At 40.5% G+C, this 23,007-nt stretch carries 24 protein-coding genes; 11 read left to right on the forward strand and 13 right to left on the reverse strand.

Going from position 1 to position 23,007, the window contains the following annotated elements:
* Window positions 1-148: 148 nt before the first annotated feature.
* Window positions 149-1,123 (forward strand): cysteine synthase A, encoded by a 975-nt coding sequence (locus NSMS1_RS10930; protein WP_224093128.1) that lies wholly within the window; start codon window positions 149-151, stop codon window positions 1,121-1,123.
* A gap of 39 nt (window positions 1,124-1,162) precedes the next feature.
* Here the strand turns inward: NSMS1_RS10930 and NSMS1_RS10935 are convergent, their stop codons facing one another.
* Window positions 1,163-2,995 carry a hypothetical protein gene (locus tag NSMS1_RS10935; protein WP_224093130.1) on the reverse strand — a complete coding sequence of 611 codons (1,833 nt, stop codon included), beginning with the start codon at window positions 2,993-2,995 and terminating at the stop codon, window positions 1,163-1,165.
* Window positions 2,996-3,856: 861 nt separating this feature from the next.
* Between NSMS1_RS10935 and NSMS1_RS10940 the strand changes: the two genes are divergently transcribed.
* The 7 genes from NSMS1_RS10940 to NSMS1_RS10970 all read left to right on the forward strand — a co-directional run bounded on the left by NSMS1_RS10940 (window position 3,857) and on the right by NSMS1_RS10970 (window position 8,545).
* Window positions 3,857-4,186, forward strand: coding sequence for a (2Fe-2S) ferredoxin domain-containing protein (locus tag NSMS1_RS10940; protein ID WP_224093131.1), 330 nt, complete (start codon window positions 3,857-3,859; stop codon window positions 4,184-4,186).
* Window positions 4,187-4,319: 133 nt separating this feature from the next.
* Window positions 4,320-5,141, forward strand: coding sequence for a DUF5331 domain-containing protein (locus NSMS1_RS10945; protein ID WP_224093132.1), 822 nt, complete (start codon window positions 4,320-4,322; stop codon window positions 5,139-5,141).
* Between the two features lie 155 nt (window positions 5,142-5,296).
* Window positions 5,297-5,638, forward strand: coding sequence for a hypothetical protein (locus NSMS1_RS10950; RefSeq protein ID WP_224093133.1), 342 nt, complete (start codon window positions 5,297-5,299; stop codon window positions 5,636-5,638).
* A gap of 122 nt (window positions 5,639-5,760) precedes the next feature.
* Window positions 5,761-6,111 carry a YtxH domain-containing protein gene (locus tag NSMS1_RS10955; RefSeq protein ID WP_224093134.1) on the forward strand — a complete coding sequence of 117 codons (351 nt, stop codon included), beginning with the start codon at window positions 5,761-5,763 and terminating at the stop codon, window positions 6,109-6,111.
* Between the two features lie 105 nt (window positions 6,112-6,216).
* On the forward strand, window positions 6,217-6,747 hold the full coding sequence (locus NSMS1_RS10960; protein ID WP_224093135.1) for a DUF948 domain-containing protein: 531 nt from the start codon (window positions 6,217-6,219) through the stop codon (window positions 6,745-6,747).
* Window positions 6,748-6,950: 203 nt separating this feature from the next.
* The gene (locus tag NSMS1_RS10965; RefSeq protein WP_224093136.1) at window positions 6,951-7,760 is read left to right on the forward strand and encodes a TPM domain-containing protein; all 810 of its coding nucleotides are present in this window, start codon (window positions 6,951-6,953) and stop codon (window positions 7,758-7,760) included.
* A 167-nt stretch (window positions 7,761-7,927) separates the two neighbouring features.
* Complete coding sequence (locus NSMS1_RS10970; RefSeq protein WP_224093137.1) at window positions 7,928-8,545, forward strand: precorrin-8X methylmutase; 618 nt, start codon at window positions 7,928-7,930, stop codon at window positions 8,543-8,545.
* 84 nt (window positions 8,546-8,629) lie between these two features.
* On the opposite strand, the gene NSMS1_RS10975 is transcribed toward NSMS1_RS10970, so the two are convergent.
* Both NSMS1_RS10975 and dapB read right to left on the reverse strand, forming a co-directional pair.
* Window positions 8,630-9,316, reverse strand: coding sequence for a phosphate ABC transporter permease (locus tag NSMS1_RS10975; protein WP_224093139.1), 687 nt, complete (start codon window positions 9,314-9,316; stop codon window positions 8,630-8,632).
* An 18-nt stretch (window positions 9,317-9,334) separates the two neighbouring features.
* Window positions 9,335-10,171 carry a 4-hydroxy-tetrahydrodipicolinate reductase gene (gene dapB, locus NSMS1_RS10980; RefSeq protein WP_224093140.1) on the reverse strand — a complete coding sequence of 279 codons (837 nt, stop codon included), beginning with the start codon at window positions 10,169-10,171 and terminating at the stop codon, window positions 9,335-9,337.
* A gap of 150 nt (window positions 10,172-10,321) precedes the next feature.
* On the opposite strand from dapB, the gene NSMS1_RS10985 reads away from it, so the two are divergent.
* Complete coding sequence (locus NSMS1_RS10985; RefSeq protein WP_224093141.1) at window positions 10,322-10,564, forward strand: prevent-host-death protein; 243 nt, start codon at window positions 10,322-10,324, stop codon at window positions 10,562-10,564.
* Between the two features lie 119 nt (window positions 10,565-10,683).
* On the opposite strand, the gene NSMS1_RS10990 is transcribed toward NSMS1_RS10985, so the two are convergent.
* Together NSMS1_RS10990 and uvsE are read right to left on the reverse strand one after the other, a co-directional pair.
* Window positions 10,684-12,282 carry an Hsp70 family protein gene (locus NSMS1_RS10990; protein ID WP_224093142.1) on the reverse strand — a complete coding sequence of 533 codons (1,599 nt, stop codon included), beginning with the start codon at window positions 12,280-12,282 and terminating at the stop codon, window positions 10,684-10,686.
* Window positions 12,283-12,332: 50 nt separating this feature from the next.
* The gene (gene uvsE, locus NSMS1_RS10995; RefSeq protein WP_224093143.1) at window positions 12,333-13,280 is read right to left on the reverse strand and encodes a UV DNA damage repair endonuclease UvsE; all 948 of its coding nucleotides are present in this window, start codon (window positions 13,278-13,280) and stop codon (window positions 12,333-12,335) included.
* A 424-nt stretch (window positions 13,281-13,704) separates the two neighbouring features.
* On the opposite strand from uvsE, the gene NSMS1_RS11000 reads away from it, so the two are divergent.
* Window positions 13,705-13,923: a hypothetical protein gene (locus NSMS1_RS11000; RefSeq protein ID WP_224093144.1), complete on the forward strand. Its 219-nt coding sequence runs from the start codon at window positions 13,705-13,707 to the stop codon at window positions 13,921-13,923.
* A gap of 337 nt (window positions 13,924-14,260) precedes the next feature.
* Here the strand turns inward: NSMS1_RS11000 and NSMS1_RS11005 are convergent, their stop codons facing one another.
* The 6 genes from NSMS1_RS11005 to NSMS1_RS11030 form a co-directional block, all read right to left on the reverse strand.
* A complete protein-coding gene (locus NSMS1_RS11005) occupies window positions 14,261-14,557 on the reverse strand; it encodes a hypothetical protein (RefSeq protein ID WP_224093145.1) in 297 nt (98 codons plus the stop codon).
* 99 nt (window positions 14,558-14,656) lie between these two features.
* On the reverse strand, window positions 14,657-15,055 hold the full coding sequence (locus tag NSMS1_RS11010; RefSeq protein ID WP_224093146.1) for a DUF2358 domain-containing protein: 399 nt from the start codon (window positions 15,053-15,055) through the stop codon (window positions 14,657-14,659).
* Between the two features lie 55 nt (window positions 15,056-15,110).
* Window positions 15,111-15,680: a YbjN domain-containing protein gene (locus NSMS1_RS11015; protein WP_224095197.1), complete on the reverse strand. Its 570-nt coding sequence runs from the start codon at window positions 15,678-15,680 to the stop codon at window positions 15,111-15,113.
* Window positions 15,681-15,739: 59 nt separating this feature from the next.
* Window positions 15,740-16,576: an Rpn family recombination-promoting nuclease/putative transposase gene (locus tag NSMS1_RS11020; protein WP_224093147.1), complete on the reverse strand. Its 837-nt coding sequence runs from the start codon at window positions 16,574-16,576 to the stop codon at window positions 15,740-15,742.
* Between the two features lie 16 nt (window positions 16,577-16,592).
* A complete protein-coding gene (locus tag NSMS1_RS11025) occupies window positions 16,593-17,522 on the reverse strand; it encodes a phosphodiester glycosidase family protein (RefSeq protein WP_224093149.1) in 930 nt (309 codons plus the stop codon).
* 63 nt (window positions 17,523-17,585) lie between these two features.
* Entirely contained in the window at window positions 17,586-18,836 is a 1,251-nt protein-coding gene (locus tag NSMS1_RS11030) for a DUF4912 domain-containing protein (protein ID WP_224093151.1), read from the reverse strand.
* Between the two features lie 52 nt (window positions 18,837-18,888).
* Between NSMS1_RS11030 and NSMS1_RS11035 the strand changes: the two genes are divergently transcribed.
* Entirely contained in the window at window positions 18,889-19,164 is a 276-nt protein-coding gene (locus tag NSMS1_RS11035; RefSeq protein ID WP_224093153.1) for a hypothetical protein, read from the forward strand.
* A 156-nt stretch (window positions 19,165-19,320) separates the two neighbouring features.
* Here the strand turns inward: NSMS1_RS11035 and NSMS1_RS11040 are convergent, their stop codons facing one another.
* Window positions 19,321-20,310: an AEC family transporter gene (locus tag NSMS1_RS11040; protein WP_224093155.1), complete on the reverse strand. Its 990-nt coding sequence runs from the start codon at window positions 20,308-20,310 to the stop codon at window positions 19,321-19,323.
* A gap of 443 nt (window positions 20,311-20,753) precedes the next feature.
* On the reverse strand, window positions 20,754-22,751 hold the full coding sequence (uvrB, locus tag NSMS1_RS11045; protein ID WP_224093156.1) for an excinuclease ABC subunit UvrB: 1,998 nt from the start codon (window positions 22,749-22,751) through the stop codon (window positions 20,754-20,756).
* Window positions 22,752-23,007 lie beyond the last annotated feature (256 nt).

A 23,007-nucleotide genomic window follows, 5' to 3' on the forward strand; every position in this document is an offset into this window, starting at 1 on the left:
ATATTGTCGAGATTAATATTAGATTTGCAGATAATTTGGTGATGATGACCTTATAATTGCTGACAAAGTAGCATATGACGACTGACAAACTGTATATCTTGCCACCACTATAAGCCACAATTTTTATATGCACTCAAGACAAAACACAATGGATATCAAAAATGGCTTTGTAGGCACGATTGGCAACACACCACTGATTCGTTTAAATAGTTTTAGCGAAGAAACAGGGTGTGAAATTTTAGCTAAAGCAGAATTTCTCAATCCTGGTGGTTCAGTTAAAGATCGTGCTGCACTTTACATCATCAAAGATGCAGAAGAAAAAGGCTTACTCAAACCCGGCGGAACCGTTGTAGAAGGGACTGCGGGTAATACGGGTATTGGACTTGCGCATATTTGCAATGCCAAAGGCTACAAATGCCTCATCATTATTCCTAACACCCAATCACAAGAAAAAATTGACGCACTCACAGCTTTAGGCGCGGAAGTTCGTCCTGTGCCGGCTGTACCTTATAAAGACCCAAATAACTACGTCAAACTCTCTGGGAGAATTGCTGCTGAGTTAGACAATGCCATTTGGGCAAATCAGTTTGACAATTTAGCAAACCGCCGCGCTCATTACGAAACCACAGGCCCAGAAATCTGGACACAAACCGATGGTAAAGTTGATGGTTGGGTAGCGGCAACTGGTACTGGTGGTACATTTGCAGGTGTAGCCATGTACCTGAAAGAAAAAAATCCTGCCGTTAAATGTGTTGTAGCAGACCCACTGGGTAGCGGACTGTACAGTTACATTAAAACTGGGGAAATCAAGATAGAGGGAAATTCTATCACTGAAGGTATTGGTAACAGCCGCGTCACAGCTAACATGGAAGACGCACCAGCTGACGATGCCATCCAAATAGATGACACGGAAGCTTTGCGAGTAGTTTATCAACTACTACGCAAAGATGGGTTATTAATGGGTGGTTCGACTGGTATTAATGTGGCGGCGGCTGTGGCTTTGGCAAAACAATTAGGCCCTGGCCATACAATTGTTACTATCCTCTGTGATAGTGGTTCCCGCTATCAATCACGCATATTTAACAGCGAATGGCTGGCTTCTAAAGGACTATCTGTAGATTAGTCATTAGATCAAAAATTCGTTAGGTGTTAACTGTTGACTCTATAAACTCGCTGTTAACACATAAGAGCGTGTTCCAGTTAGAGTTTGCCCAGTAAACTCGTCTTTGTAGGTATATGTTCCAGTAGCAACTATCTCACCAAAGTTGTTAATACTAACGGCATTATTGATGGTGACAGTTGCACCGTTGTATGTCAATGGTGTGGTGATTAAGTTATTTAAGTCAGTCATCACACCTTGATTCCAAATATAGGCATGATTTGTACCTGAAGCAATTTGTGAGGCTCCAACAACCTGTTTAAATTCGTTGAGCGCATTAACTGAACCTGTATTACCACCAAGGCTACCCAAAGCTGTAAACTCGTCACCTCTTAACATGAATGGCGTACTCGCTGTACTGGCTCCAGAACCATTGCTAGTTGAGCCAATGATGTCACCTTGATCATTGATTTCGCGCAATGTGGCTTGTTCGGCTCCAAAGGTTCCCAAGTCTTTTAACTGATAAACACCTTTAGCATCTTTCTGCCAAATGACGGCTGTATTGACAAAGTTCCCATCAAGAACACTATCACTATCTACATAACCAACTATCTGTCCTCGATTATTGATAGCCCGTGCAGTACCGCCATCACCGCCCAAGGTTGCCAGTTCTTTGATTACGCCATTTTCTGAGTAGATGGTTTTTTCATAACCTGATGATAGGATATTGCGCCCTACTATCTGGTTGTTGTTATTAATGTCTAGGAAGTAACTTTCAACACCACCCAAATCATTAATAGTTAAGTCGTAACTGCTGCCATTCTTTTGCCAAACTAATGCCCTATCCGTTGCTTTGGGTACAGGTTGACGTACTTCATCAGCCGTTCCTAATACAACCCCAAGATTGCTGATGGTATTAACAGTCGGTGTTAGCAAGGTAACAACTGCACCATTAGGTGCGCCAAAGTTAGACTCTCCGTTCTTTACACCTGTGCTGGTAAGAGGTGTTTGAGTGCCATTTTTCCAGATAAATCCCTGGCGGACGTTATTAGTTTGGTTTGCACCTGTTGTAGCATTCTGATTGGTAAATGCTGCCCCTGTATCATATCGTCCGGCAATTACCCCAAAGTCATTAATTGAAGCAGCTACAACTGAGCCATTGGAATTTGTACTTAAAGAACCCAAATCAGTGACCTGATAGCGATATAGTGGGCCACTGTCTATCAAGGCTTGAGAACCTTTGGTAACACCCTTAAGGGTAGCGAGTAAATCATTACCCGCCTTAACTAAGGTATCTGAACCTTGGGTAATAAATTTCAAGGATTTGCCAAGTAAGCTTTCTCCCAGGCGCAGTTTATCATTCTTGGCATCAAACCCATAGACAGTAACAGAACCATTACCACCTTCAAGAATGATTCTATCTTTGCCACTGCCAAGATATACCTGATCATTACCTATACCTGCATTAATCAGGTTGTTTCCATCCCCAGCAAAGATAATATCATTGCCTGCTCCACTGTAAATGGTATCGTTGCCACTACCAGAGTAGATGGTATCGTTACCACTACCTGTAATGATGTTATTGACACCTTCACCCGCGAAAATAACATTGTTGCCATCTCCAGCAGAAATGAAGTCTCGGCCTGACCCCGCATAGATGAGATCATTGCCTTTCCCAATGTAGATGAGGTTGTTACCCTCACCTGCATAAACTTGTTTTGCGCGATCGCTAATCGCAGTTACCACATCATCACCACTGCCATAGTACAGCAGATGGGAATTGTTGCTCTGGAACGTTAACCCATAAGCACCATAACCTCCGGCTGCGTTGCTTACTGAGTGTAAAGGATTAGCTGCTACATGATCTGATGCACCATGTTTCAAAGAAAAAACCATATCAAAGCCCTTAACAACTGGTTTGTAAATGCTGGTGTGAATACAAACATGTACTGCAAGGAAACAAATACTGGTTGCACACCCCATAGTCTTCCGTCATTCCATGAGAGAAGACTATGGGGAATGAGTAATGATTTCCTAGTCAGGAAAGTGGTATTTTATTGAGAGTAATAACTATTAAGCTAGGTACTTAATACTAAAATATCTTAATTTAACAGAAATTATTCTCATTAATTTAGTAAATATTGCCATCTCAAACTAGCTTCTCAGAAACCTAGAGAAGCCTGAATTTTAACGTGAGTTCGACAGATTAAAAAACTCCTTTCATAACATCAATCCTCCAAAGAGGAGCCTGCATTACGGGAGTCCGCCCACGCGGCTACCTCCTCTAGCAAGTGATGTTAGAAGCTTGAAAAACCTTATTTTTTGAGCCAATATGGAGATTTTTAGCCCATTTCTTTGTAGAGAAAGGGTTGAGGTTAGGTTCGCTCAAACTCACGTTGATTTAAGTTGGCGATGGTTATTTGGCAAATTACAGGAAGTCAAATACCTATGCCACAGCATAGATATCAAGCACTACTGGTTTTATTGATGATTGAAGCTATTCCTCAGATAATAATTATTTTCAATAATGAGCATAGATTCCCAAGGTTATTTTTGTCAATTACTTTCAATAGTTTCTTAACGCAGATTCTCAACACAAGAGAAAAACTGGCAAGCGCGGTGTATGTGAGAAACGAGAATTGACAGAATGGTAAGATAGTGCTTTGGCTACAACGTCGGTAAGATAATTGAGCGATCGCTAAATCTGTTGTTAATCGCCAAATACAGCAGCAATCTCAAAGATTTCAGGGTGGACAAATGACTGATATCACGCAACCATCAAACTCACTCGTTACAAAACCATCCACTCCAAGATGTGTAAGGGTTTGTCAAAATCGCACCTGTAAAAAGCAAGGTGCAAAAGAGGTGTTAGCGGCTTTTGAGGCTTTGCCAGTTGCAGATGTGAGTGTCATGGGTAGCAGTTGCTTAGGGCAGTGTGGTAACGGGCCGATGGTGCTGATTTTACCGGATATGGTTTGGTATAGCGGTGTTCAGCCTGATGAAGTATGTCTGTTGGTAGAACAACACTTACTAGGTGGTCAAAAGGTCAAGCAGATGCTCTATTATCGGTTTCATCCCCAAAAATAGTAGAACTTACTCATAAAGTTTGAAGAAGGGTGTAGGGGTATGGGGGTGTGAGGGTGTAGATATTCAACACCCTTACATACTTACACCCTTACTAAATATATATGTACTATTTTTGACTGAAGCGAGGCATCCGATGGACATTCAGGGGCTGCGTCAATCCTTGAAAATAAAGTGGTTGAGTTATTACGAGCAAAATCGCTCTTGGTTGGACAAAATGAGGGTTTGGGCTACTTATAATGGTCTGCGGCGACCTTCATCTGGATTCATTTTGGCAACACTTTCTGTTTTAGAGCCAGAGTTTGAGCAGGTACTAGCTTTTATTATGGAGCTAAATAATGACCCGGATGAGATTGTTGCTGCTTTAGGTTTGAATTTCAATCCCAATACTGAGTTGCTAGCACAACAAAATTATCATCAACAGCAGCAAACTGAAAGCAAAGCCCCAGCCTCTAATGGATTTGCTGCCGATACTCAATATTTAGAAAGTGCGCCTATGCTTTCATTGGTGCAGAAACCTGAGCGATCGCCAACAAATAATAGGAATGTTAACAGTCAAAAGGCCATCGGCTATACTTCACCCAAGGTCAACACAGTTAATGCAAATGGTAATAATATCTACGCTCACTCAGCATTACAATCTTTGAGCGATCACCGCAAGTCGTCATCAGTTCTAATGACAGATGATCCAGTCAAACCTACGCCACCCTCCCTCAAACTGGCACTAGCAGCAGAAACTTCCCAAAATAGCAAAATAGTCAGAGTTTTAGAAATTACAACTAAACCAGGTCAACAAAAAACTCTACCTTTACTAAAATTGGCTAAAGAAATAACCCAAAATGAACAATATTTAAACACAGCAGCACCTACTTCCAAATTAAACGCATTACCAAAGACAAATGCCACTACTTTGGCCTCTTGGGTAGATGAATTTTGTCAGGGTACTGGTGCTAATTAATCAAATAATTTGTTTTTTGTATGTTTTATTTAAAGAAATTGTCTAATTGGGTAATAGGTAATCGGAAAAAACAATTACCTATTACCCATTACCAGCCCCCACGATATGATAAGTATTTAAGCAAACTTGATATAGGCAGCTTTACTAAGTTAATAATGGTAACAATAGTTGTAGTTATTAATATTTTTATCTCACTCATGCTACTTTACGTGGCTTGGCAAGTCTGGCGGCTGAAAAAGCAGATAGCATTTATTAGCGATCGCTTACTTGATTATGAGCGCTGTAGTCATGAGCTACTATATCAAGCGCCAACAAATATCAACCTTGCACAGCAGAATATTCAGAATTTGCGACAGAGTAAACAAGGTTTACAAATGCAAATTCAACAAGTAAGGCAGATTATCAGTTTGCTATTACTTGGGCAAAGAACCTGGGGGCGTTATATTCGTAGACCAGTTCCCATAACAGGGAAAAAGCTACCAGTGACATTCAATTAGGTCATAAAAGCAACATTTTTGGTTGATATATTGTCACGATAAATTAACTCAAGAAAATGATTAGAGTTTTTCAGTGGACGAAAACCACCTAAAATGGTTGAAAGGAGAGAAACAATATTAAAATGTCTAATAACCGTTCTGGAGTATTTATTGGCGGTTTGATGCTGGGAGCTACTATAGGTGCTTTAGCAGGGTTACTTGCAGCTCCACGCACAGGGCGCGAAACTCGCAAAATTTTAAAAAAATCTGCTGATGCAATTCCCGAATTGGCAGAAGATTTATCAACCAGTGTCCAAATTCAAGCAGATAAGCTTTCTGCTAATGCTTTACGCAACTGGGATGAAACCTTGGATAGATTACGGGATGCGATCGCGGCTGGTATAGATGCTAGTCAGCGTGAAAGCCAAGTAATAAAGCGTCAACAACCAAGCCCAGAATCCGATTCGCTTGCTGAAGAATTAGAACGTCCATAAGTTGCCGACAGGCAACCATATCAAAAGTTATTACAGTAAATGTATATTGGCTGATTTTGTAACTTGCTCATCACAAAGCATTTTGAATCATAAATTTTTATTGCTGTGACTGAACCCCTGTTTTGGTTGGGACTTTCAATTGTCTTAGTTGCTGCCAGTTTAACTGCTGTGTTGGTAGCAGCAATACCCGCTTTGCAGGAATTAGCACGGGCTGCCCGTAGTGCGGAAAAACTATTTGATACACTCTCAAGAGAACTACCACCGACGTTAGAAGCCATCCGCACTACAGGCTTGGAAATTACAGACTTGACAGAAGATGTCAGCGAAGGTGTTAAAAGTGCTGGTCAAGTAGTCAAGCAAGTTGATCAAAGTTTAGATGGTGCAAGAAAACAAGCTCAAAATCTGCAAGTAGGTACACGCAGCGTCTTTGTTGGTGTCAAAGCAGCTTGGAAGACCTTCACCCGGCAAAAACCTACACGACGAACTGAACGTCTATCAATTACAGAACAATCTTCCTTAACTCTAAGAGAAAGAGAGGCACTAAAAGCAGAAAACCGACTCCCCAAAGCAGAAGCATACCGGATAAATGATAGTTATCAAGAACTCTCCAACTGGGACAATGATGTTGATGAGTAATTAGTCATTAGTCATTAGTCATTAGTCCATAGTCCATAGTCAGAAGTTATTCTCCCTCATCTCCTTTATCTCCTTCACAATAATCTTTGCTTTCCCGTCCAAGATTAGAGTAAAGTAAACAAGTGTAACGAATTATCACTTTTCCCGTACTCTTTTAAACCAACTTGTTCACTTCTACTGTTGATATTTGTATAAGAACGTCCATGCAGTCTCGTTTTTGGCGACGGATTTTAGTATCTATTACAGTATTTTTCTTAGCTGGGTCACTATGGGGGCTACACTCTCCCTCGGCGCTGGCTTACGATAATCCTGACTTATTACCTAAGTTTTTTACCCCAGTTGTAGACTTAGCTAAGACATTACCTGACCCACAGGAAGATAAGTTAGTTAAGGAAATAGAACAATTTGAGGCAGATACTGGCTGGAAACTGCGAGTATTAACGCAGTATGACCGTACCCCAGGTAGGGCTGTGATTAATTACTGGGGATTAGATGACAAAAGTATTCTCTTAGTCGCTGACTCCCGTGGTGGAAACATCCTCAGTTTCAGCGTTGGTGATGCAGTTTATGAACTCTTACCCAGGACTTTTTGGATAGAATTACAAACCCGTTTTGGCAATTTGTATTTTGTCCGAGAACAAGGTGAAGACCAAGCAATTTTACAAGCCTTAGATTCAGTTAAAGGCTGTTTACTCAAGGGTGGTTGTAACGTTGTCCCTGGTTTACCCAGAGAACAGTGGATTTTAACCCTAATTACATCAATCATTGGTGGGATTATTTGCGGTTTTGCAGCACAACCTCGCACAGAAGGACAGGTTTTCGCTTGGCAATGGGCTTTAATTTTCTCACCTTTATGGGGAATATTGTTTATTGCCTTCGGTATCGGGCCTGTGGTGACACGTACTAGTGATTGGCTACCTCTAGTCCGTAACATCTCTGGTTTCTTGATTGGTGCGTTGGTGGCTTATTTATCTCCTGTTTTTAGTCGTCCGTCATCTAGTACTAATTCTTAGGGGAGTGGAGAGTGAGGAGTGCTGAGTGCTGAGTGCGAAGAAATTCTTATTTTGAATTTTGAATTTTGAATTTTGAATTGATTTCTCCCTCTACTTCTCCTAACCCTCTTACCTTGCGATCGCCCAAACTGATAAGCTGATGGCTGGTCTCTCAGTAATAAATAGCGATGAAATGGCACGTAACTGATGCTCAAAGTTTAGCAATCATCGATAGCGAAATTGGCGATCATGTATTATCGCCGGCAGAATATGAGATTGTCCGGCGGGTAATTTACGCTACGGCTGACTTTGAGTATAAGTCTTTAATCCGGTTTTCTGAACGTGCTTTGCAAGCCGGGGCAGCAGCATTGGCGGCACGGACTACAATTGTTGTGGATGTGCCGATGATGCAAACAGGTATCGCCTATAATATTCAAAATACGTTTGCTAATCCAGTATATTGCAGCACTGAAGCTTTAACCCGTCCGCAAACAGATAAAACTAGCGCCTCCTGGGGAATTGAAACTTTAGCTAAACGCTACCCAGAAGGCATTTTTATCGTAGGTCAAGCACAAACTGCATTAACTACATTGGTAGATTTAATTGAAGCAGAAGAGATTAACCCGGCTTTGATTATTGCTACCCCTGCAATATTTTTAGATGATGAAGATTATAAAAGACGGTTACAAGATTCCCTTGTACCCAACATCACAGTTGACGATCGCAAAGGGAATGCAGTTGTAGCAGCTGCGATCGCCGATGGATTGATAGACTTAGCGTGGCAAGCTTATGGGAAGAATAGTTAGTTGACAATTAACAATTGACAATTGACAGTTGTCATTGGTCAATAGTCTTAGTTATTATTTTTTCTTTTCTGCTCCTCATCTCCCTCATCTCTCCCCACTCCTTCGCCGGCGGCGGGGTCTGTCTTGTCTGTCTTCACGTAGGCGATCGCTGACTTCGTTAAAGAAATCTCGCCGCAGAACAGGGTAGTCGCTTACCCAGATGTCGCGGCTGGGGATATAAACATCACTAAATTCTTCTATTCTGCTCAAATCAGCGCTATTTGACAGTACAATCATTTCCGCTATTTGACCACGGGCTATAGCTTTATGAAAAGGTTTTAGTGGTGCTTCTAACTCAATACTAAAACCTGTATCATCGCCTACCTCAATGTTGATGCGTTTTTCTCGGTTTTCAACAATTACCAATTCCCCTTTGCTATTAACGGTTTCTTGTTTACCCATCAATTTGTCTGTAATCCACCAATCAATGATGCGACCACGGAAAAAGCCACCGTATTTGTAACGGCGGCTTTTTGCATTGCGGAGACTAGCTTGAAGTACGGGATACCACAACCAAAAAAATGCACCAAATACTCCGAACAAAAAGACGAGAAGTCCAAAATCTAAACCAAAAACCCCTCTAATTAGCAAAACTGCAACTACTGTGACTATAGAAATTAACAGGCGTTGCAAAAAATTAGAAAACTTTCCCCAGTAGTGTTTATACTGAGGGCCAGTAGCAATTAGAGGCATTAGTTGTTCAAGTTTCTGGCGAGTCAGTGGTACTAACATGGGTGGGCAGTTTGAAGTTTATAGGATCTTTTCTAAACCATATACTAACGACTTTAACTGTAAGACTTTGCGGATCGCAAGCAGGACTCCTGGCATATAGCAGGCGCGATCGCTTGTATCGTGGCGTAATGTATAAATTTGTCCTGGCGCACCGAAAATTACTTCTTGATGGGCTATCAGTCCAGGTAGGCGCACGCTATGTATTCTAATACCTTCGCCAGCTAAACTACCTCTTGCTCCAGCTATCTTTTCCGTTTCTTCCACAATAGCAGGGTTAAAAGTTTTACCCAATTCTCCTAATAACTGTGCTGTTTGAATTGCAGTTCCACTAGGTGCATCAGCTTTTTGGTTGTGGTGGAGTTCGATTATTTCTACATGGTCAAAATATTGCGATGCAGTAACGGCAGCTTGTTGGAGTAATACCATGCCAATGGAGAAGTTAGGAATGATGAGACAACCGGTGCTAGCTTTATCGGCAAAATCAGCCAAATCGTGGATTTGTGCTGGACTTAACCCGGTAGTGCCGACAACTGGACGAATACCGTAGGCGATCGCGCTACGGACGTTATCATAAACTGAATCAGGATGGGTAAAGTCTACTATCACCCCTGGCGGCCCTTTTCTTTCACCAGCCACATAACCCAGCATTGGTTCTAGTTGGTCTGTGATGGGAACTTCTAACGGTTCACTTAAACCCGCCAATTCCCCAGCATCTTGACCTTGATGTTCTGGGCTGCGGTCAATTGCACCTAATAAATTTAAGTCTGGCGCTTGGGCTATTGCTTTCACCACTTCACGTCCCATTTTGCCAGCCGCACCATTAACAATCACTGGAATAGGAGCTTGATTAGTCATAATTGAGAATATACTTTTTTACCTAACAAGGGAATTATTGTAGACAGTTTCGTGGTCTACTACTAGCCCCCAGAGCAAAAATGCCTTTCCAGTTTTAGCACTTTGATGGGTCTATAATAAACGTAATTTGAAATCGATAGAGGTAGGAGAATGAATTGGGAAGTTACCAAAGCCAAACAAAAATTCTCCGATTTGATTAATGCTGTAGCCGAAGAAACACAACTGATATATGACCAGAATCAACTGGTAGCTGTTGTAGTTGAGGCTGAAGTTTTTCAAGAATTTTTAGCTTGGCGCAAGCAACAAAAAAAGCCGTCTGTAGCTGATGCTCTTAAAGAATTGCGTCAAATCATGGAGGAGGAAAACTACACTTTAGAAATACCTCCACGCTAAGACTGTTATAACCCTTTTGCCGATTGCATAAATGACAAGTGTAAATAATTTAAGGTTTGTAGTAAGGACTTTAGTCCTAAAAAAGGCTAAAGCACCAATTACGAACTAAACTTCAAATGTTAACTTAACTGTGCTACTAATTGATTTTCTAATAGAGTATCATTAGTTAATAAATCCTCAACAGTGATTCTTAAAAAGCGTTGTTCATCAACTTGAAATAAGATTTTAATGCGATCGCTCCCAGGAAATCCAGGCGGTGTGAGTTGGGCTATGGTTCTTGCGCCTTCTTTGTCGTTGAGGGGTTTGACGCTGGTAACATTATTATCCAGGCGGCGGGTAATTAAGTGATCGCCATCAAAGTAAACTTCTGTACCGCCTGTTTCTGCGCCTAGTTCGCCCAGTATTAACTCGATACTAGGTTGATTTTCTAAGGAAGCGCCTAAGACTAATTCTACAGGCTGGATCATGGGGTAGGCTTGTCCGGCGCGAATAATGGGATGCCAACTGTGGCGTTGGTTACGACGATCCCAATAGCGTACACCGTAGCTGTGATAGAGAAAATCTTTAATTTCTACACCTTGGGATAGTTGCAATGCACCTTGAGCAATCGCTTCAAATGGTTTTTCACAACGGATTGTTTCAGGCTCAAAATATTGCTTTACCCATGTCTGCACGGCGGGTAGCTGTACTGTTCCCCCAACTAATAAAACTGCATTAATATCTGTTTGTTCAATTCCTTGGCGGCGTGCTTGTTGCAATAGATTAGCCATTGCATCATCTAATTGTTCAAAAAAGGCGTGTTCTCTGAGGATATTTTCTAAAGTTTCGCGGTTTAATTCTAATTCGTAAGTTTCAAAATTCTCATCATCAAAATAAACTTCACTAGCTTGGGTTTGCGTTGATAGTTGAATTTTTACCCTTTCTGCTAGTCTTGTTGTAATAGGACTGACTGCTAATCCTTTATTTTTGGCAAAGTAATCTACTAACCAATTGTCAATATCTGTACCGCCTAAATTCTGCCCAGCTTTTGCCAAGACACGGGCAGTTTTAGTTTTTTGTTTGGAATCTTCTGCTAAAGATTTATTACCCCATTTCAACAAGAAACCTACAGGTTTGGTGTTAGCTTGTGTAGGCTTATTTAGTTGAACCAGGGATAAATCTAATGTCCCGCCACCAAAGTCAACTACTAACAATATTTCTTGGTCTGCTAAACCATAACCCAAGGCGGCGGCTGTGGGTTCGTCTAACATTCGCACTTGTTCCACAGGTAGGGCTTGGCAGACTTTACCCAGCCAGTAACGATAAGCTTCAAAACTGTCAACTGGTACAGTTAAGACTAAGGAGTCTAAGCCGCCTTCTTGGGGTGCTAGTTGTTGAATGACTTCAGTGAGGAACCATTGTCCTACTTGTTCAAAGGTGACAATTTGTCCGTCAAGTTCTGGTAAAAAGCCTTGGATATCAGCGCCGATACCCCGTTTGAAGCTACGAAAAAATCGCGCATCACCTTTGAGGTCAAGACCGCGATCGCGTACTTGTTGCCCTGCTAAGATATTACCTTGGTTGGCATCTTCTACATACACCAAGCTGGGAATGAGGGGGGGATTAAGGCTTTGTTGGATGGATAAGCCCGGTAAGGTGAGGGTTTCGCTTTGTTGGGTAACGGGGTTCCAACGGGCAATTACTGTGTTACTTGTACCAAAATCAATTGCGATCGCCATAGTCTATAGTTATCTCACGCAGAGGCGCAAAGAGCTTTCCTATCAAACAACTATTCTCCCATAAGCCACCATGACCGCAAATGGGCGATCGCTGCTTCTTTTTGTTTGGCTTCTACTTCTATCCAAGGTGCTTGGCGGTAAACGCTGGGCATATCGGTGATTAAATTGCTGTGTTTTCTATCTTTGAAGGCTTGTTCGCCGTTGGAAATATGGACTAATTGCCATTCTGGTTTTGCCCACGTTTCTCTGGCGGCGTTAAACATGGCGGTAACGCTGGAATCGTCGTAGCTATCTAAGTTTTCGTGGCATATATGATGATGAGCATCAAATACCATTGGGATTTTTGCTTGTTGGCATACTGTGAAAATTTCTTCGGCACTGTAGGCGTATTCGTCATTTTCTAGTGTGAGGCGATTTTTGATATTTTCTGGTAGGTTAGCGATAACTTTGACTAGTTGTTCGCTACGTTGCGATTTACCACCGTGAATGTTCATCAAGGACCAAGGGGAACGAGGTAAGCCTAGTAAGTCAAAAATATGGGCATGGTCTTCTAGGATTTTAATACTGTTTTTTACGACCTCGGACGAGTCGGAACTGAGAACTACAAATTGGTCTGGATGTAGAACCATTCTAATATTGAGAGATTGGGCGCGTATACCAATTTGACCCAAATCAGCATTAATCTCTGCTAATATCTTTGCCCCAATTTGGTCTTCCATATCGCTGAGGGGAAATACACCTGAAGGAATGCGATATAGACGGATATTATTGTTCTGACAAAATGTTAGGGCATCGTGTAGACGCTGTAAATTATGCAGATATATTTCTCTCAAGCCGCTTTCACGTTCACTGAGGGAGAGTTGTAAATAACGTGTGCGCGTCATTGTCCGAAAGCGCACTTGCTTATCAAATGTAATGCAAACCAGCCCTAACTCTGGTTGAGTGTTTTCTGCTAACTGCACTGTTGAAGGCAGGTTATTTAACTGGGTTGCAGCCATTGAATTATCTGTTATCTATTACCACTGCTTTATTAAAGTTAATTCTCTTGATATGTGAGCAGTATCTAAAGCCTGATTCTTTAGGGTTTTTAACCTTATGGGATAGAAATTTTCTGTAGCTGGAGAGTAAATATCTATCCTGTGACATAAATCACATTTATATAAATAAAGTTACATATAGTTATATGTATTTTTTGTAAAGTAAAAGAATACATTCTTAACCAAAAAGCCTGAAAGCCTCTTGATTAGAGGTCAAAGCATAGCAACAAAACCAATGACGGAATGTCAAGATAATGAGATGTATCTTTTGGTAGTACTGTCAAGATAGTGAAATATTTATTAATATAGGTATAGATGTACTCTCAAAAAGCAAAAGCAATCACGGTTATTTTTCAACAAGTTATTACAAAGAGAACGAGGAAGTATGAAAGACCAGCAACAGACGGAAACTAAGGAGTTTGTAGGTAATCTCAAGAATGGGATATGGTTATTTGGCTTGTCCTCTTGGGTATTTGGTATAACTGACCGCAGCATTGCATCTTTTGCTGATGGTTATTTATCAGCATTAGATTTAACGCAGCTATTCACAGCAGCAACCTTCTTCGTAGCGTGGTTATTTTTGAAGCCAACTTCTAGAGTTTAATCAGCTTGGAGTGCTTCACAGGTAGAACTTTTATGAAAACTGGAAGTGTGTGGAACAATGCGATAAATATAAGTGAAAAGTTGGGGTAATTCGGCTTCCAAAATTACTCCAATTTTTTAACCCAATATTATGTAAAAATTAGATATTTATCAGCGAGAAGTTGTTTGAATGAGAGGCTGTATAGAAGAATATTTCGAGAATAATTGAACGCAGCGAAAAGTTCTGTAGGAGGGTTTCCCTCCGTAGGAAACTTTTCAAGACAGATGCACGCTGATAAACGCTGATAAAGTAATGAATTTTATATTATGTGTAACCTCAAATACAATTGATATTACTGCTATTTATCTTTAGGCGTTAAATATCCGCGTGTTTTATTGAGGTAGTAATCACGCAGTACATTTTCTATATTCTTAATTAAATCTTCTCTTAATTTTTTATATTTTTCGGAATCTATATTATTTTCTCTAAATAAAAGACCAAAACCATTATATAAAGAATCTTTTTGGGCAATTTCTTTAGAGTTTAAAACCATCTCAGCAATATACTCAGCTATTTCATAATCAAAATTCTCAGGTAAGGTAAGAGAATCTTTAGGGATATCAAGTATATTCTCGAACTCTTTGTTAAATTCCATATAATCCTCTAAATTTTTCTTTATCTACTTTATTCATTTGCAAACACTGGAAAGCCAGCCAATCATTTAGTTAAATATTCTGGATTTCTCAATGGTTAATTATTTTTGTGTGAGATTATTATCGAGAGAAAAATGTTGTTTAATTACATCTAAAAGTGAACAGTGCCAATAATCAATGTGAGAGACAATTAAACCTTCAGCATTAAGACCAAGTTCACTCCAACCGGAAATGGAAATACGTGGTTTCCAAGGTATGGGAGTATTCCAACTCAAAGTCCATTCAGTTCTGATTTTATCTTCTAATTGTTGAATATCATGCAAATCCATTTTGATATTTAAAAACCAAGTTTGCATGAAATGAATCATCTGTTTATAGCGTTCAATACCACGGAATTTATTTAATGGGTCTTGAAAATAAACATCCTTGGCATAAATACTATAAGTTTGATTAACAGGAAATCTTTGATAGTCTTCTTTAAGTCTTGAAATAATGTCCATTGAAAAAATTATGAATTACAAATTACGTAGCTTGCTTCCCGTAGGGTATTACGAATTATATTCCCGCTTCATTCCACAAACGTTCTAATTGACGCTTCCAAGCTGCTAAAACTTGTTCCCTCTCATCTACAGTTTGGTTAACTTCTCCTAATAATCCTTCTGAATAAAACCGTTCTAGGTTTTGCATTGTGGCTTCTAGAGATTGTCCTTGCTGTTTGGCTGCTTGCACAATTTGCCGAACACGCTTTTCAATCAGGCGATTGAACACATCATTTAAACCAGCTTCGTATAGTGAAATTAACCTAGCGATCGCACTACTCAAATCCTCTGTGGTCAAAGTGCTGCTATTGTGTTGATATACCGCCCAAACCACATCATCATACAAGGCGTAACGTACTTCTTGGGTATCGTCAAAGTTAGCTTCTAAAAACTGTGCTAAGAATGCTTGCGCTTCACGTAATGGCACTATTGGTAATAAAACTCGCAGCCAACTGTTATCATCCGACAATAATACCAATAGTCTATATGTAGGCGTATCTACTTGCCACGATCCAGGTGCGATCGCTTGTACATCTGCTGTACTAAATAATTCTGCCAGAGTTTGGGCAATTGTTTCAGGTGTCATAGTCATTTTTGCAGCTCCAGCCTCTAGCGTACCGCTTTTGCGTTCACAGGCGCATCAGCTTATTGGCGGGACTGTTGCACTGCTTGTTGGACTATATCTAATGGTAAATCTAATAACTGAGCGATCGCTTCTACACTCAAGCCAAACTGTATCATCCGGGGTATAGCTTCTAACTTCGCTTCCTGCTTCCCTTCTTCTAAACCTTGTTGCTTCCCTTCTTCTAAACCTTGTTGCTTCCCTTCTTCTAAAGCTTCCTGATAAACTCGGCTTTGCTTTAATTCATTTAAACCCAACATGGCTTCTATCTCCTCTCGGCTCTTTTGCGGTAATTTGTAGACGATAATTGTTTCAATTAAGTTGATAAAATCGCGTTTGGTTGCTGCATCAATTAGCTGCTGTTTTGCTTGCGCTATCAAGCGTCTTGCTAAAACTGGTGCAGTTTCTTCCGTTTCAATTACTAGCTTAACAACTCCCACACCCAGAGAAGTTTCTGCTACTTCTCCTAACTCATCTAAGTAAATGCGTTTGACTCTGTTGAGTAGCAAAATTTCATCGAAATGTAAATCCTGTAGTCTTTCAATGCTACGACTAGGATAAATGACTACAACTTGCCAAGGATAAGGAGGTTTGTATTGTCTCAGATAAAGAAATAGTTCCGCAAATAAGCGATAGTATAAATCATCATCTGGCTGAAATTGAACTTCAAGCACATAAACAGGTTTTGAGGAGTCGTTAATTTTGGGGAAAAACAAGCCATCTATCCGAAAAGCTAGTTGTTTAACTTCCAGTGAGGTAAATTCATAAATACTTGCTTCTTGTGGAGACTGGTTGATTAGTTCAAAGAAAATGCTCGGAAAAGCTTGGAATAGACTGTAGAAGATGCTGTCAGTTTTCATGCTTAGAAATGGAATTTTATTTTTTATAAATAAGAAATACTGAACCAATAGGGCCAAAATTTTGTAAATAAATTTTATTGTTGTAATACAAGGCTGGTGACATTCCACCATCAAATAAAATTCCTTCTTGAATCTTTCCTAAACAGTTATTCTGTGCAATACCTTCTAACACATCATCAAACTTGTCTGGTGTTAACTCTTGATTATTTGAACTAACCTCAATAGGTGAATTAGCTTTGACATCATTTACTAATAAAATTACATAACCTTTACTAGTAATAGCTGCCATTGAACGATTTGTGGCTTGCTTACAGGCAAACTCACCTAAATCTTGACAAATATCTTTAAATTTCCCTTGACGATAAAACCTTCCATTACCGCCGACTAAGTTGTAATTAAGTATATTACTTTTTCTTCTCCCGGCTTGGATTGTCGCTTGACGTTCCTGTGGTTTACCGCCAGAAATTCCAAAGGAAGAACGTTTATTTTTAAAATCGCCTGAATACTCTACGCCACGGGAAATATTCAAACCTTGGGGTTTATTATCAGTCCCTATATAGTCGGCGTTAATTGCTGCAATTGGTCGTTTTCCATTTAATGTAGAGTTACCATCAGAAATTAACTCATTAAATTGTTTGGGAATGTAATCTCGGCGGATTTTTCCCGTGGCATCTTTACTATATATCTGATGTGATAATCCAACATTGACTTTAAAATCTAATACTGGCGACTTGGGATTAAAAATAATGACATGATTAATCCCTTTAGCAAATTTTTCACCCCGATTATTAGTTTTAAAAAATTCAATGCTAAAAAATTGAGCATCATTACCAGGACAAGTCTTTGCTGCTTTTGTTGTTGCACTAGCATCAATCCTGTTACAACCAGACAATAAACTGAGAGTGAATATAAATATAGATAAAGCAAATATTTTTTTCAAATACATACAAATAAATAACCCGCTATAGGACGACTATAGCGGGTAATAATTAAAAATTACAATTGCAGTTTATGAAAGCCATTCCACAACAGCTTCTTCTTTGGTGTTGGTGTTACGGGATGGAGTTTCACGGTTAAACTTCATGTGAATTGAGCGGGTTTGCTCACCATCAGCTGCAACAGCCAAGATAGGATAGTCGATTAAGCCGTCTTGGAAGGACATTTGGAAACGGAATGTACCATCTGGATTGAGTTTGATGGGACGGCCGCCAATTGTTACAGTAGCGTCTGGTTCGGTTGCACCGTAAACAATCAACTCAGCATCAGCAATTAGCCAGAATTGGCGAGGACGGATGGGGATGGCGGAACCAGAGAAGCCAACACCAGACATTCCCACACCAGACATATTCAAACCGGAGGTGGTGGGAACTGCCCACATACCTACACCAGAGGGGAAGATGTAAGAACTGATAGCTTCTTCGGGACGCGCGGAACCGGGAAGGTGCTGTTGGGAACCGAACAGAGAACCTGCAACCCGTTGTGCTTCGGCGGACTCTGCCAAGCCAAAGATTTGGTCGTAGATGGGGTTGCTGCTACCATTAACACCAGCTGTAACAGGAATTTTCTTAGCTGGGGGTACGAGTTCGTAAAGTGTCTTACCGCGTAAGTCTTCTTCAAAGTTAACGCTGATGAAGACATCTTCAATCCAGTCGGAAGGATAGACTGGGGGAATGTGGACACGAGCGGAACGTGCCAGAACTAACCAACGGCCATCTACTGCACGATAACCGATATCGAGTACATAATCGCGATCGCTCACGGGAATGGGTACGTACCATTCTCTTGCTAACTCATCCGCAGGATATTCTTGGATGCTGTGGGGGCTTTGATAATCGAGGTTAACGTCGGTGACATCATAAATCCGCAGGGCTAATTGCTGCCCACCTTGGCGACGTAACTCTTCTTTATGATCGTTAGGAACATCCCAATAAGCGTAAGCCCACTGAGGATCGCGTGGTAATAAAACAATCCGGCTGTCACCGTAACCACCTGGTAAGTCTGCTAGTCCTTCATCAACATCGGCTAGAGAGCCACCAGTACGATCTTCTTGTCCTAATTCAAATTTCGCAGCTTCCACGGTTTCCTGTGCCTCCAGTGAACGAGTTGGGTTAAGCAAAGCTTTGTTTCGCTGGACTTCTTGAATTGCTGCCAGCAATTGCGATTTACGCATTCGGCTATAACGAGAGATGCTACATTCGCTAGCAACTCTCCGTAGTTGCCGTAATGTCATCTCTTCTAACGGTGGGCGTTCTTTTGCCATGATTTTTGGCCTCCAGTAGTTTGAAAGGTTAATGCTTTCCCCTGGTTATAGAATGCTTGATATAAAAGCTCATCTTTCCCAGATGAATTTCTTATTCCTGACTCCTGGTTTTGCTAAGTGTGTTTTTAGTCTTTTTTTAAAAGAGGGGACACTCCCTTTCATTTCCTTACTTGTGCCAAAGTTGGCACTTTGGGCGGAGGAGTCAATCAATTTGGGATTTTGCATTGCCCACAAGGGCGGGGCTGTTATTTGTTTTTCTGTAGGAATACTAGAAAAACTTTTGTCTCAAATCGTCACTAATTTATTAACTTTGTTAACTGAATATTAACTACTAACCCTTGCTAGGGATCAAGGGGTGTCAACAGGCTTTTTTGCCTAATTTACGGACTTACTAGCTCTGAGGGGATCATATTGTCATGAAATGTTGACATAAGGCTTAGTGATCCCCGGAGTTATATCAAAGTTTCATAACAATAGGACGGACTCAACTAAAAACTTGAATCCACAAGGGCAGGATCAGCAGTAATAGAAGGGTTGAGAGAATAATGCTGCCGGCAATTAAATCTCGATTGAGGTTGTATTCTTCCGCCAAAATCAGTCCAGCAAAGGCTGAGGGCATCCCCGACATTAATACCATCGCTAAACGGCGATCGCCAGACAAGCCCAAAAGCGCAGTTGTCAGCAAACCCACAAGTAAGGGAGTAATGACAACCCGCAACACTGTCGGGATCAGTGCTAGTTGCAAACTTTGCCATCCTTGGAGTTGTGCCAAACGAATACCAGTCAACAAAAAGGCGCAAGCAATCACAACATCAACAGAACTCTGTAACCCTGATTCCAATACATCTGGTAGTTTTAGTTGTTGGGTGAGAGTACCAATCACAAAAGCCCACAAAGGCGGTACTGTGAGGAGATCCCAAAGCTGCATCCACCAGCGATTATTAGATTTGGTGTGGCTGAAATAGCTGGCAATTAATACCCCTACGCCATAGGGGCCAATAACATTGTGAGTAATACTGAAGAGAACAACCCAATTTAGGGTATCAACATGAATTAGAGAGGGTGCGATCGCCAACCCGACAAAACCAGTATTTCCTAAAACAGCCGCTAACAAAAAGCTGCCTTTCGTGGGAGAGTCGAGTAAAGGCTGAGAAGTAGGTTCACTCAATTCAGTTTTAAACAAATTTGGTGATACTTTTTGCCAACCCCACCACACCAGCAACGCCACTACTAAACCCAAGAACAATGTACCAAAAGTGATAAATGATGCTAGTACAGGTATATCTCCAGCACCATTTAATTGACTCTGATTACCCCTACGAGACAACGCTATCAGTTGCAAGGGTACACCCGCCCAGTAAAGACCACGACCTAATAGATGTGGCAACCACTCAGGTAAAAATCTAAATAGTAATAACCCCAAACCTATCCAGAGAATCAGGGGTGTATAAGCCTGAACTAAAGTTTCTGTCATGAATCATCATAGGGATTAAATTAAGTGATTAATCGCAAGTGTAAAGCTTGCGCTAATTCATCATTATTCAGCTTTAGGTCAAATTATTAACGTTATCTAAAATATCTCATAATTAAAATTATGCTCGAAAATACCTGCCCTGCTCATACTACCAAAAACTGTGGTATCAAGTTCGTTTAATTATTGTCAATAGAGTTTGTTTTCTTGGTAATAGTCATAGCTAATAGGTAATAGTCTTTTAAAATTATCTATTACTAAACCTCAGAAATGTCATCAATGTTCAAACAAACATGATATTAAGAGGACGTTGGAAAAGTATGATCGTGAATATCAATATCTAAAAAGCCCCTCCCCGAAATGGAGAGAGGTGATTAGTTACTTTTCGGCTATTAAAATATCATCTATAGCTTGGATTTTTCTACAGTTAACCCAAGCTATAGCAATTATCTTCCCACTAATTTATCTCGCAATTGCTTGATGCGATCGCGCAATTTTGCCGCCTCCTCAAATTCGAGCTTCTTAGCTGCTTCTTTCATCTGCGCTTCTAATTTCTCAATCAAATTGGGAATCTCTTCTAGTGGTAATTCATCGATATGTTCTTCGACAACTTTTAAATCTGTCGCATTTAATCTGCGAGAAACTTCTAAAAAAGACAAGATGGCATTACTTGATTTTTTCACAATCGGTTGCGGTGTAATTCCATGTAGGCGATTATATGCCGACTGAATATTACGTCTTCTGTCTGTTTCTTCAATGGCTTTAATCATGCTGTCTGTTAAATTATCAGCATATAAAATTGCTTGCCCTCTAATGTGCCGTGCTGCTCTCCCAATGGTTTGAATTAAAGAACGTTCAGCGCGGAGGAAGCCTTCTTTGTCAGCATCCATAATTGCCACTAAGGAAACTTCAGGTAAATCTAACCCTTCCCGTAATAAGTTCACACCAACCAACACATCAAAGCTACCTTGACGTAAATCTTGTAAAATTTCAATGCGTTGAATGGAATTAATTTCTGAGTGTAAATACCGCACTTTCACATTATGTTCTTGCAGATATTCTGTTAAATCCTCTGCCATCCGCTTGGTTAAGGTGGTAATTAATACCCTTTCATGCAGGTCAATTCTATCTCTAATTTCTCCTAATAAATCATCAATTTGTCCATCTGTGGGACGTACAGAAATTTCTGGATCAATTACACCCGTGGGACGAATTACTTGCTCAACTATATGATTTTCAGAAATTTCTAGTTCCCAATCTCCAGGTGTGGCAGAAACAAAAACGCACTGGTTAACTTTCTGCCAAAATTCTTCTGCTTTTAAAGGACGGTTATCGGCTGCACTAGGAAGTCTAAATCCATGCTCAATTAATACTTTCTTTCTTGCTTGGTCGCCGTTATACATCCCGCGAATTTGGGGAACTGTAACGTGAGATTCGTCAATTACTAACAACCAATCTTTAGGGAAATAATCAATTAAACTTTCTGGTGGTTCTCCGGCTTGCCTTCCTGCTAAATGTCGGGAATAGTTTTCTACGCCATTGCAGTAACCAACTTCTCGCAACATTTCTAAGTCGTAGCGTGTGCGTTGGTCGATGCGTTGCGCTTCTAATAATTTGCCAGCTTCTTCTAACTCTGCTTTGCGCTGTTTGAGTTCGGCGGCTATATCTTCACATGCTATTTCTAAACGTTCTTCTGGGGTAACAAAGTGGCGTGCAGGGTAAATATTTACTGCTTCTAAACTGCTGAGAATTTCCCCAGTCACCGGGTCAATATAACGAATTGCGTCAATTTCATCACCAAAAAATTCTACACGAATAATTCTGTCTTCATAAGCAGGGCCAATTTCTAACACATCACCCCGGACACGGAAACGTCCCCTTCCCATTTCTATATCGTTTCGGCTGTACTGTACAGAAGCCAAATCTCGTAAAATCTCACGCTGATTTACTTCCATACCAATTTGTAGAGGGATAGCAGCTTTGAGATATTCTGAGGGGATACCCAAACCGTAGATACAGCTAATAGATGCAACAACAATCACATCACGCCGCTCGAATAGCGATCGCGTTGCTGAATGTCGTAACATATCTATCTCATCATTTATAGATGCCGTTTTCTCAATATAAGTATCGGTAACGGGAATATAAGCTTCTGGCTGATAGTAGTCGTAATAACTGACAAAATACTCAACAGCATTTTTCGGAAAGAACTCGCGCAATTCATTACAAAGCTGCGCCGCCAAAGTTTTATTATGCGCCAAAACTAGAGTTGGCCTCCCCACCTTCTCAATAACTGCGGCGATAGAAAACGTTTTACCTGTTCCCGTAGCACCTAGTAAAGTTTGGTAGCGGTTGCCATCTTGAATACTAGCAGTTAACTGAGCGATCGCGTGTGGTTGGTCGCCTGTCGGACTAAACGGAGCTTGCAGGCAAAATTCTGTCATACATTTGTACTAAAAATACCCTATCTCATGGTAGCGATAAATCTTAGTCAGCAGTCAACAGCCCACTGATTAAGCCTGCCTTTTTATCAAGCAATCTTTTTTCACAAAATTTTAAGATTTAAGTTTACTTATATGTCAGTTTTGAAGATACTTATATATATGCAAGGTTCTTTAAGGGTAAACTCACTTATATAGGAAATAATCTCTTTTTTCCTTAAGTATTGTAAAGTAAAGTTAATATCCAGAGGTGTTTAAT

The organism is Nostoc sp. MS1, from assembly GCF_019976755.1.
In the GTDB taxonomy this organism is placed as follows: domain Bacteria; phylum Cyanobacteriota; class Cyanobacteriia; order Cyanobacteriales; family Nostocaceae; genus Trichormus.

What these genes read in the sequence shown, in the direction of transcription:
- NSMS1_RS10930 (WP_224093128.1), top strand. Translation starts at nt 149, where the DNA reads ATGGATATCAAAAATGGCTTTGTAGGCACGATTGGCAACACACCACTG.
- NSMS1_RS11025 (WP_224093149.1), bottom strand. Translation starts at nt 17,522, where the DNA reads ATGTATTTGAAAAAAATATTTGCTTTATCTATATTTATATTCACTCTC.
- NSMS1_RS11040 (WP_224093155.1), bottom strand. Translation starts at nt 20,310, where the DNA reads ATGACAGAAACTTTAGTTCAGGCTTATACACCCCTGATTCTCTGGATA.
- NSMS1_RS11000 (WP_224093144.1), top strand. Translation starts at nt 13,705, where the DNA reads ATGAAAGACCAGCAACAGACGGAAACTAAGGAGTTTGTAGGTAATCTC.
- NSMS1_RS11015 (WP_224095197.1), bottom strand. Translation starts at nt 15,680, where the DNA reads ATGACACCTGAAACAATTGCCCAAACTCTGGCAGAATTATTTAGTACA.
- NSMS1_RS11020 (WP_224093147.1), bottom strand. Translation starts at nt 16,576, where the DNA reads ATGAAAACTGACAGCATCTTCTACAGTCTATTCCAAGCTTTTCCGAGC.
- NSMS1_RS10975 (WP_224093139.1), bottom strand. Translation starts at nt 9,316, where the DNA reads ATGTTAGTACCACTGACTCGCCAGAAACTTGAACAACTAATGCCTCTA.
- NSMS1_RS10985 (WP_224093141.1), top strand. Translation starts at nt 10,322, where the DNA reads ATGAATTGGGAAGTTACCAAAGCCAAACAAAAATTCTCCGATTTGATT.
- NSMS1_RS10965 (WP_224093136.1), top strand. Translation starts at nt 6,951, where the DNA reads ATGCAGTCTCGTTTTTGGCGACGGATTTTAGTATCTATTACAGTATTT.
- NSMS1_RS10990 (WP_224093142.1), bottom strand. Translation starts at nt 12,282, where the DNA reads ATGGCGATCGCAATTGATTTTGGTACAAGTAACACAGTAATTGCCCGT.
- uvsE (WP_224093143.1), bottom strand. Translation starts at nt 13,280, where the DNA reads ATGGCTGCAACCCAGTTAAATAACCTGCCTTCAACAGTGCAGTTAGCA.
- uvrB (WP_224093156.1), bottom strand. Translation starts at nt 22,751, where the DNA reads ATGACAGAATTTTGCCTGCAAGCTCCGTTTAGTCCGACAGGCGACCAA.
- dapB (WP_224093140.1), bottom strand. Translation starts at nt 10,171, where the DNA reads ATGACTAATCAAGCTCCTATTCCAGTGATTGTTAATGGTGCGGCTGGC.
- NSMS1_RS10945 (WP_224093132.1), top strand. Translation starts at nt 4,320, where the DNA reads ATGGACATTCAGGGGCTGCGTCAATCCTTGAAAATAAAGTGGTTGAGT.
- NSMS1_RS10970 (WP_224093137.1), top strand. Translation starts at nt 7,928, where the DNA reads ATGAAATGGCACGTAACTGATGCTCAAAGTTTAGCAATCATCGATAGC.
- NSMS1_RS11030 (WP_224093151.1), bottom strand. Translation starts at nt 18,836, where the DNA reads ATGGCAAAAGAACGCCCACCGTTAGAAGAGATGACATTACGGCAACTA.
- NSMS1_RS10955 (WP_224093134.1), top strand. Translation starts at nt 5,761, where the DNA reads ATGTCTAATAACCGTTCTGGAGTATTTATTGGCGGTTTGATGCTGGGA.
- NSMS1_RS10935 (WP_224093130.1), bottom strand. Translation starts at nt 2,995, where the DNA reads ATGGTTTTTTCTTTGAAACATGGTGCATCAGATCATGTAGCAGCTAAT.
- NSMS1_RS11035 (WP_224093153.1), top strand. Translation starts at nt 18,889, where the DNA reads ATGCTTGATATAAAAGCTCATCTTTCCCAGATGAATTTCTTATTCCTG.
- NSMS1_RS11005 (WP_224093145.1), bottom strand. Translation starts at nt 14,557, where the DNA reads ATGGAATTTAACAAAGAGTTCGAGAATATACTTGATATCCCTAAAGAT.
- NSMS1_RS10940 (WP_224093131.1), top strand. Translation starts at nt 3,857, where the DNA reads ATGACTGATATCACGCAACCATCAAACTCACTCGTTACAAAACCATCC.
- NSMS1_RS11010 (WP_224093146.1), bottom strand. Translation starts at nt 15,055, where the DNA reads ATGGACATTATTTCAAGACTTAAAGAAGACTATCAAAGATTTCCTGTT.
- NSMS1_RS10950 (WP_224093133.1), top strand. Translation starts at nt 5,297, where the DNA reads ATGGTAACAATAGTTGTAGTTATTAATATTTTTATCTCACTCATGCTA.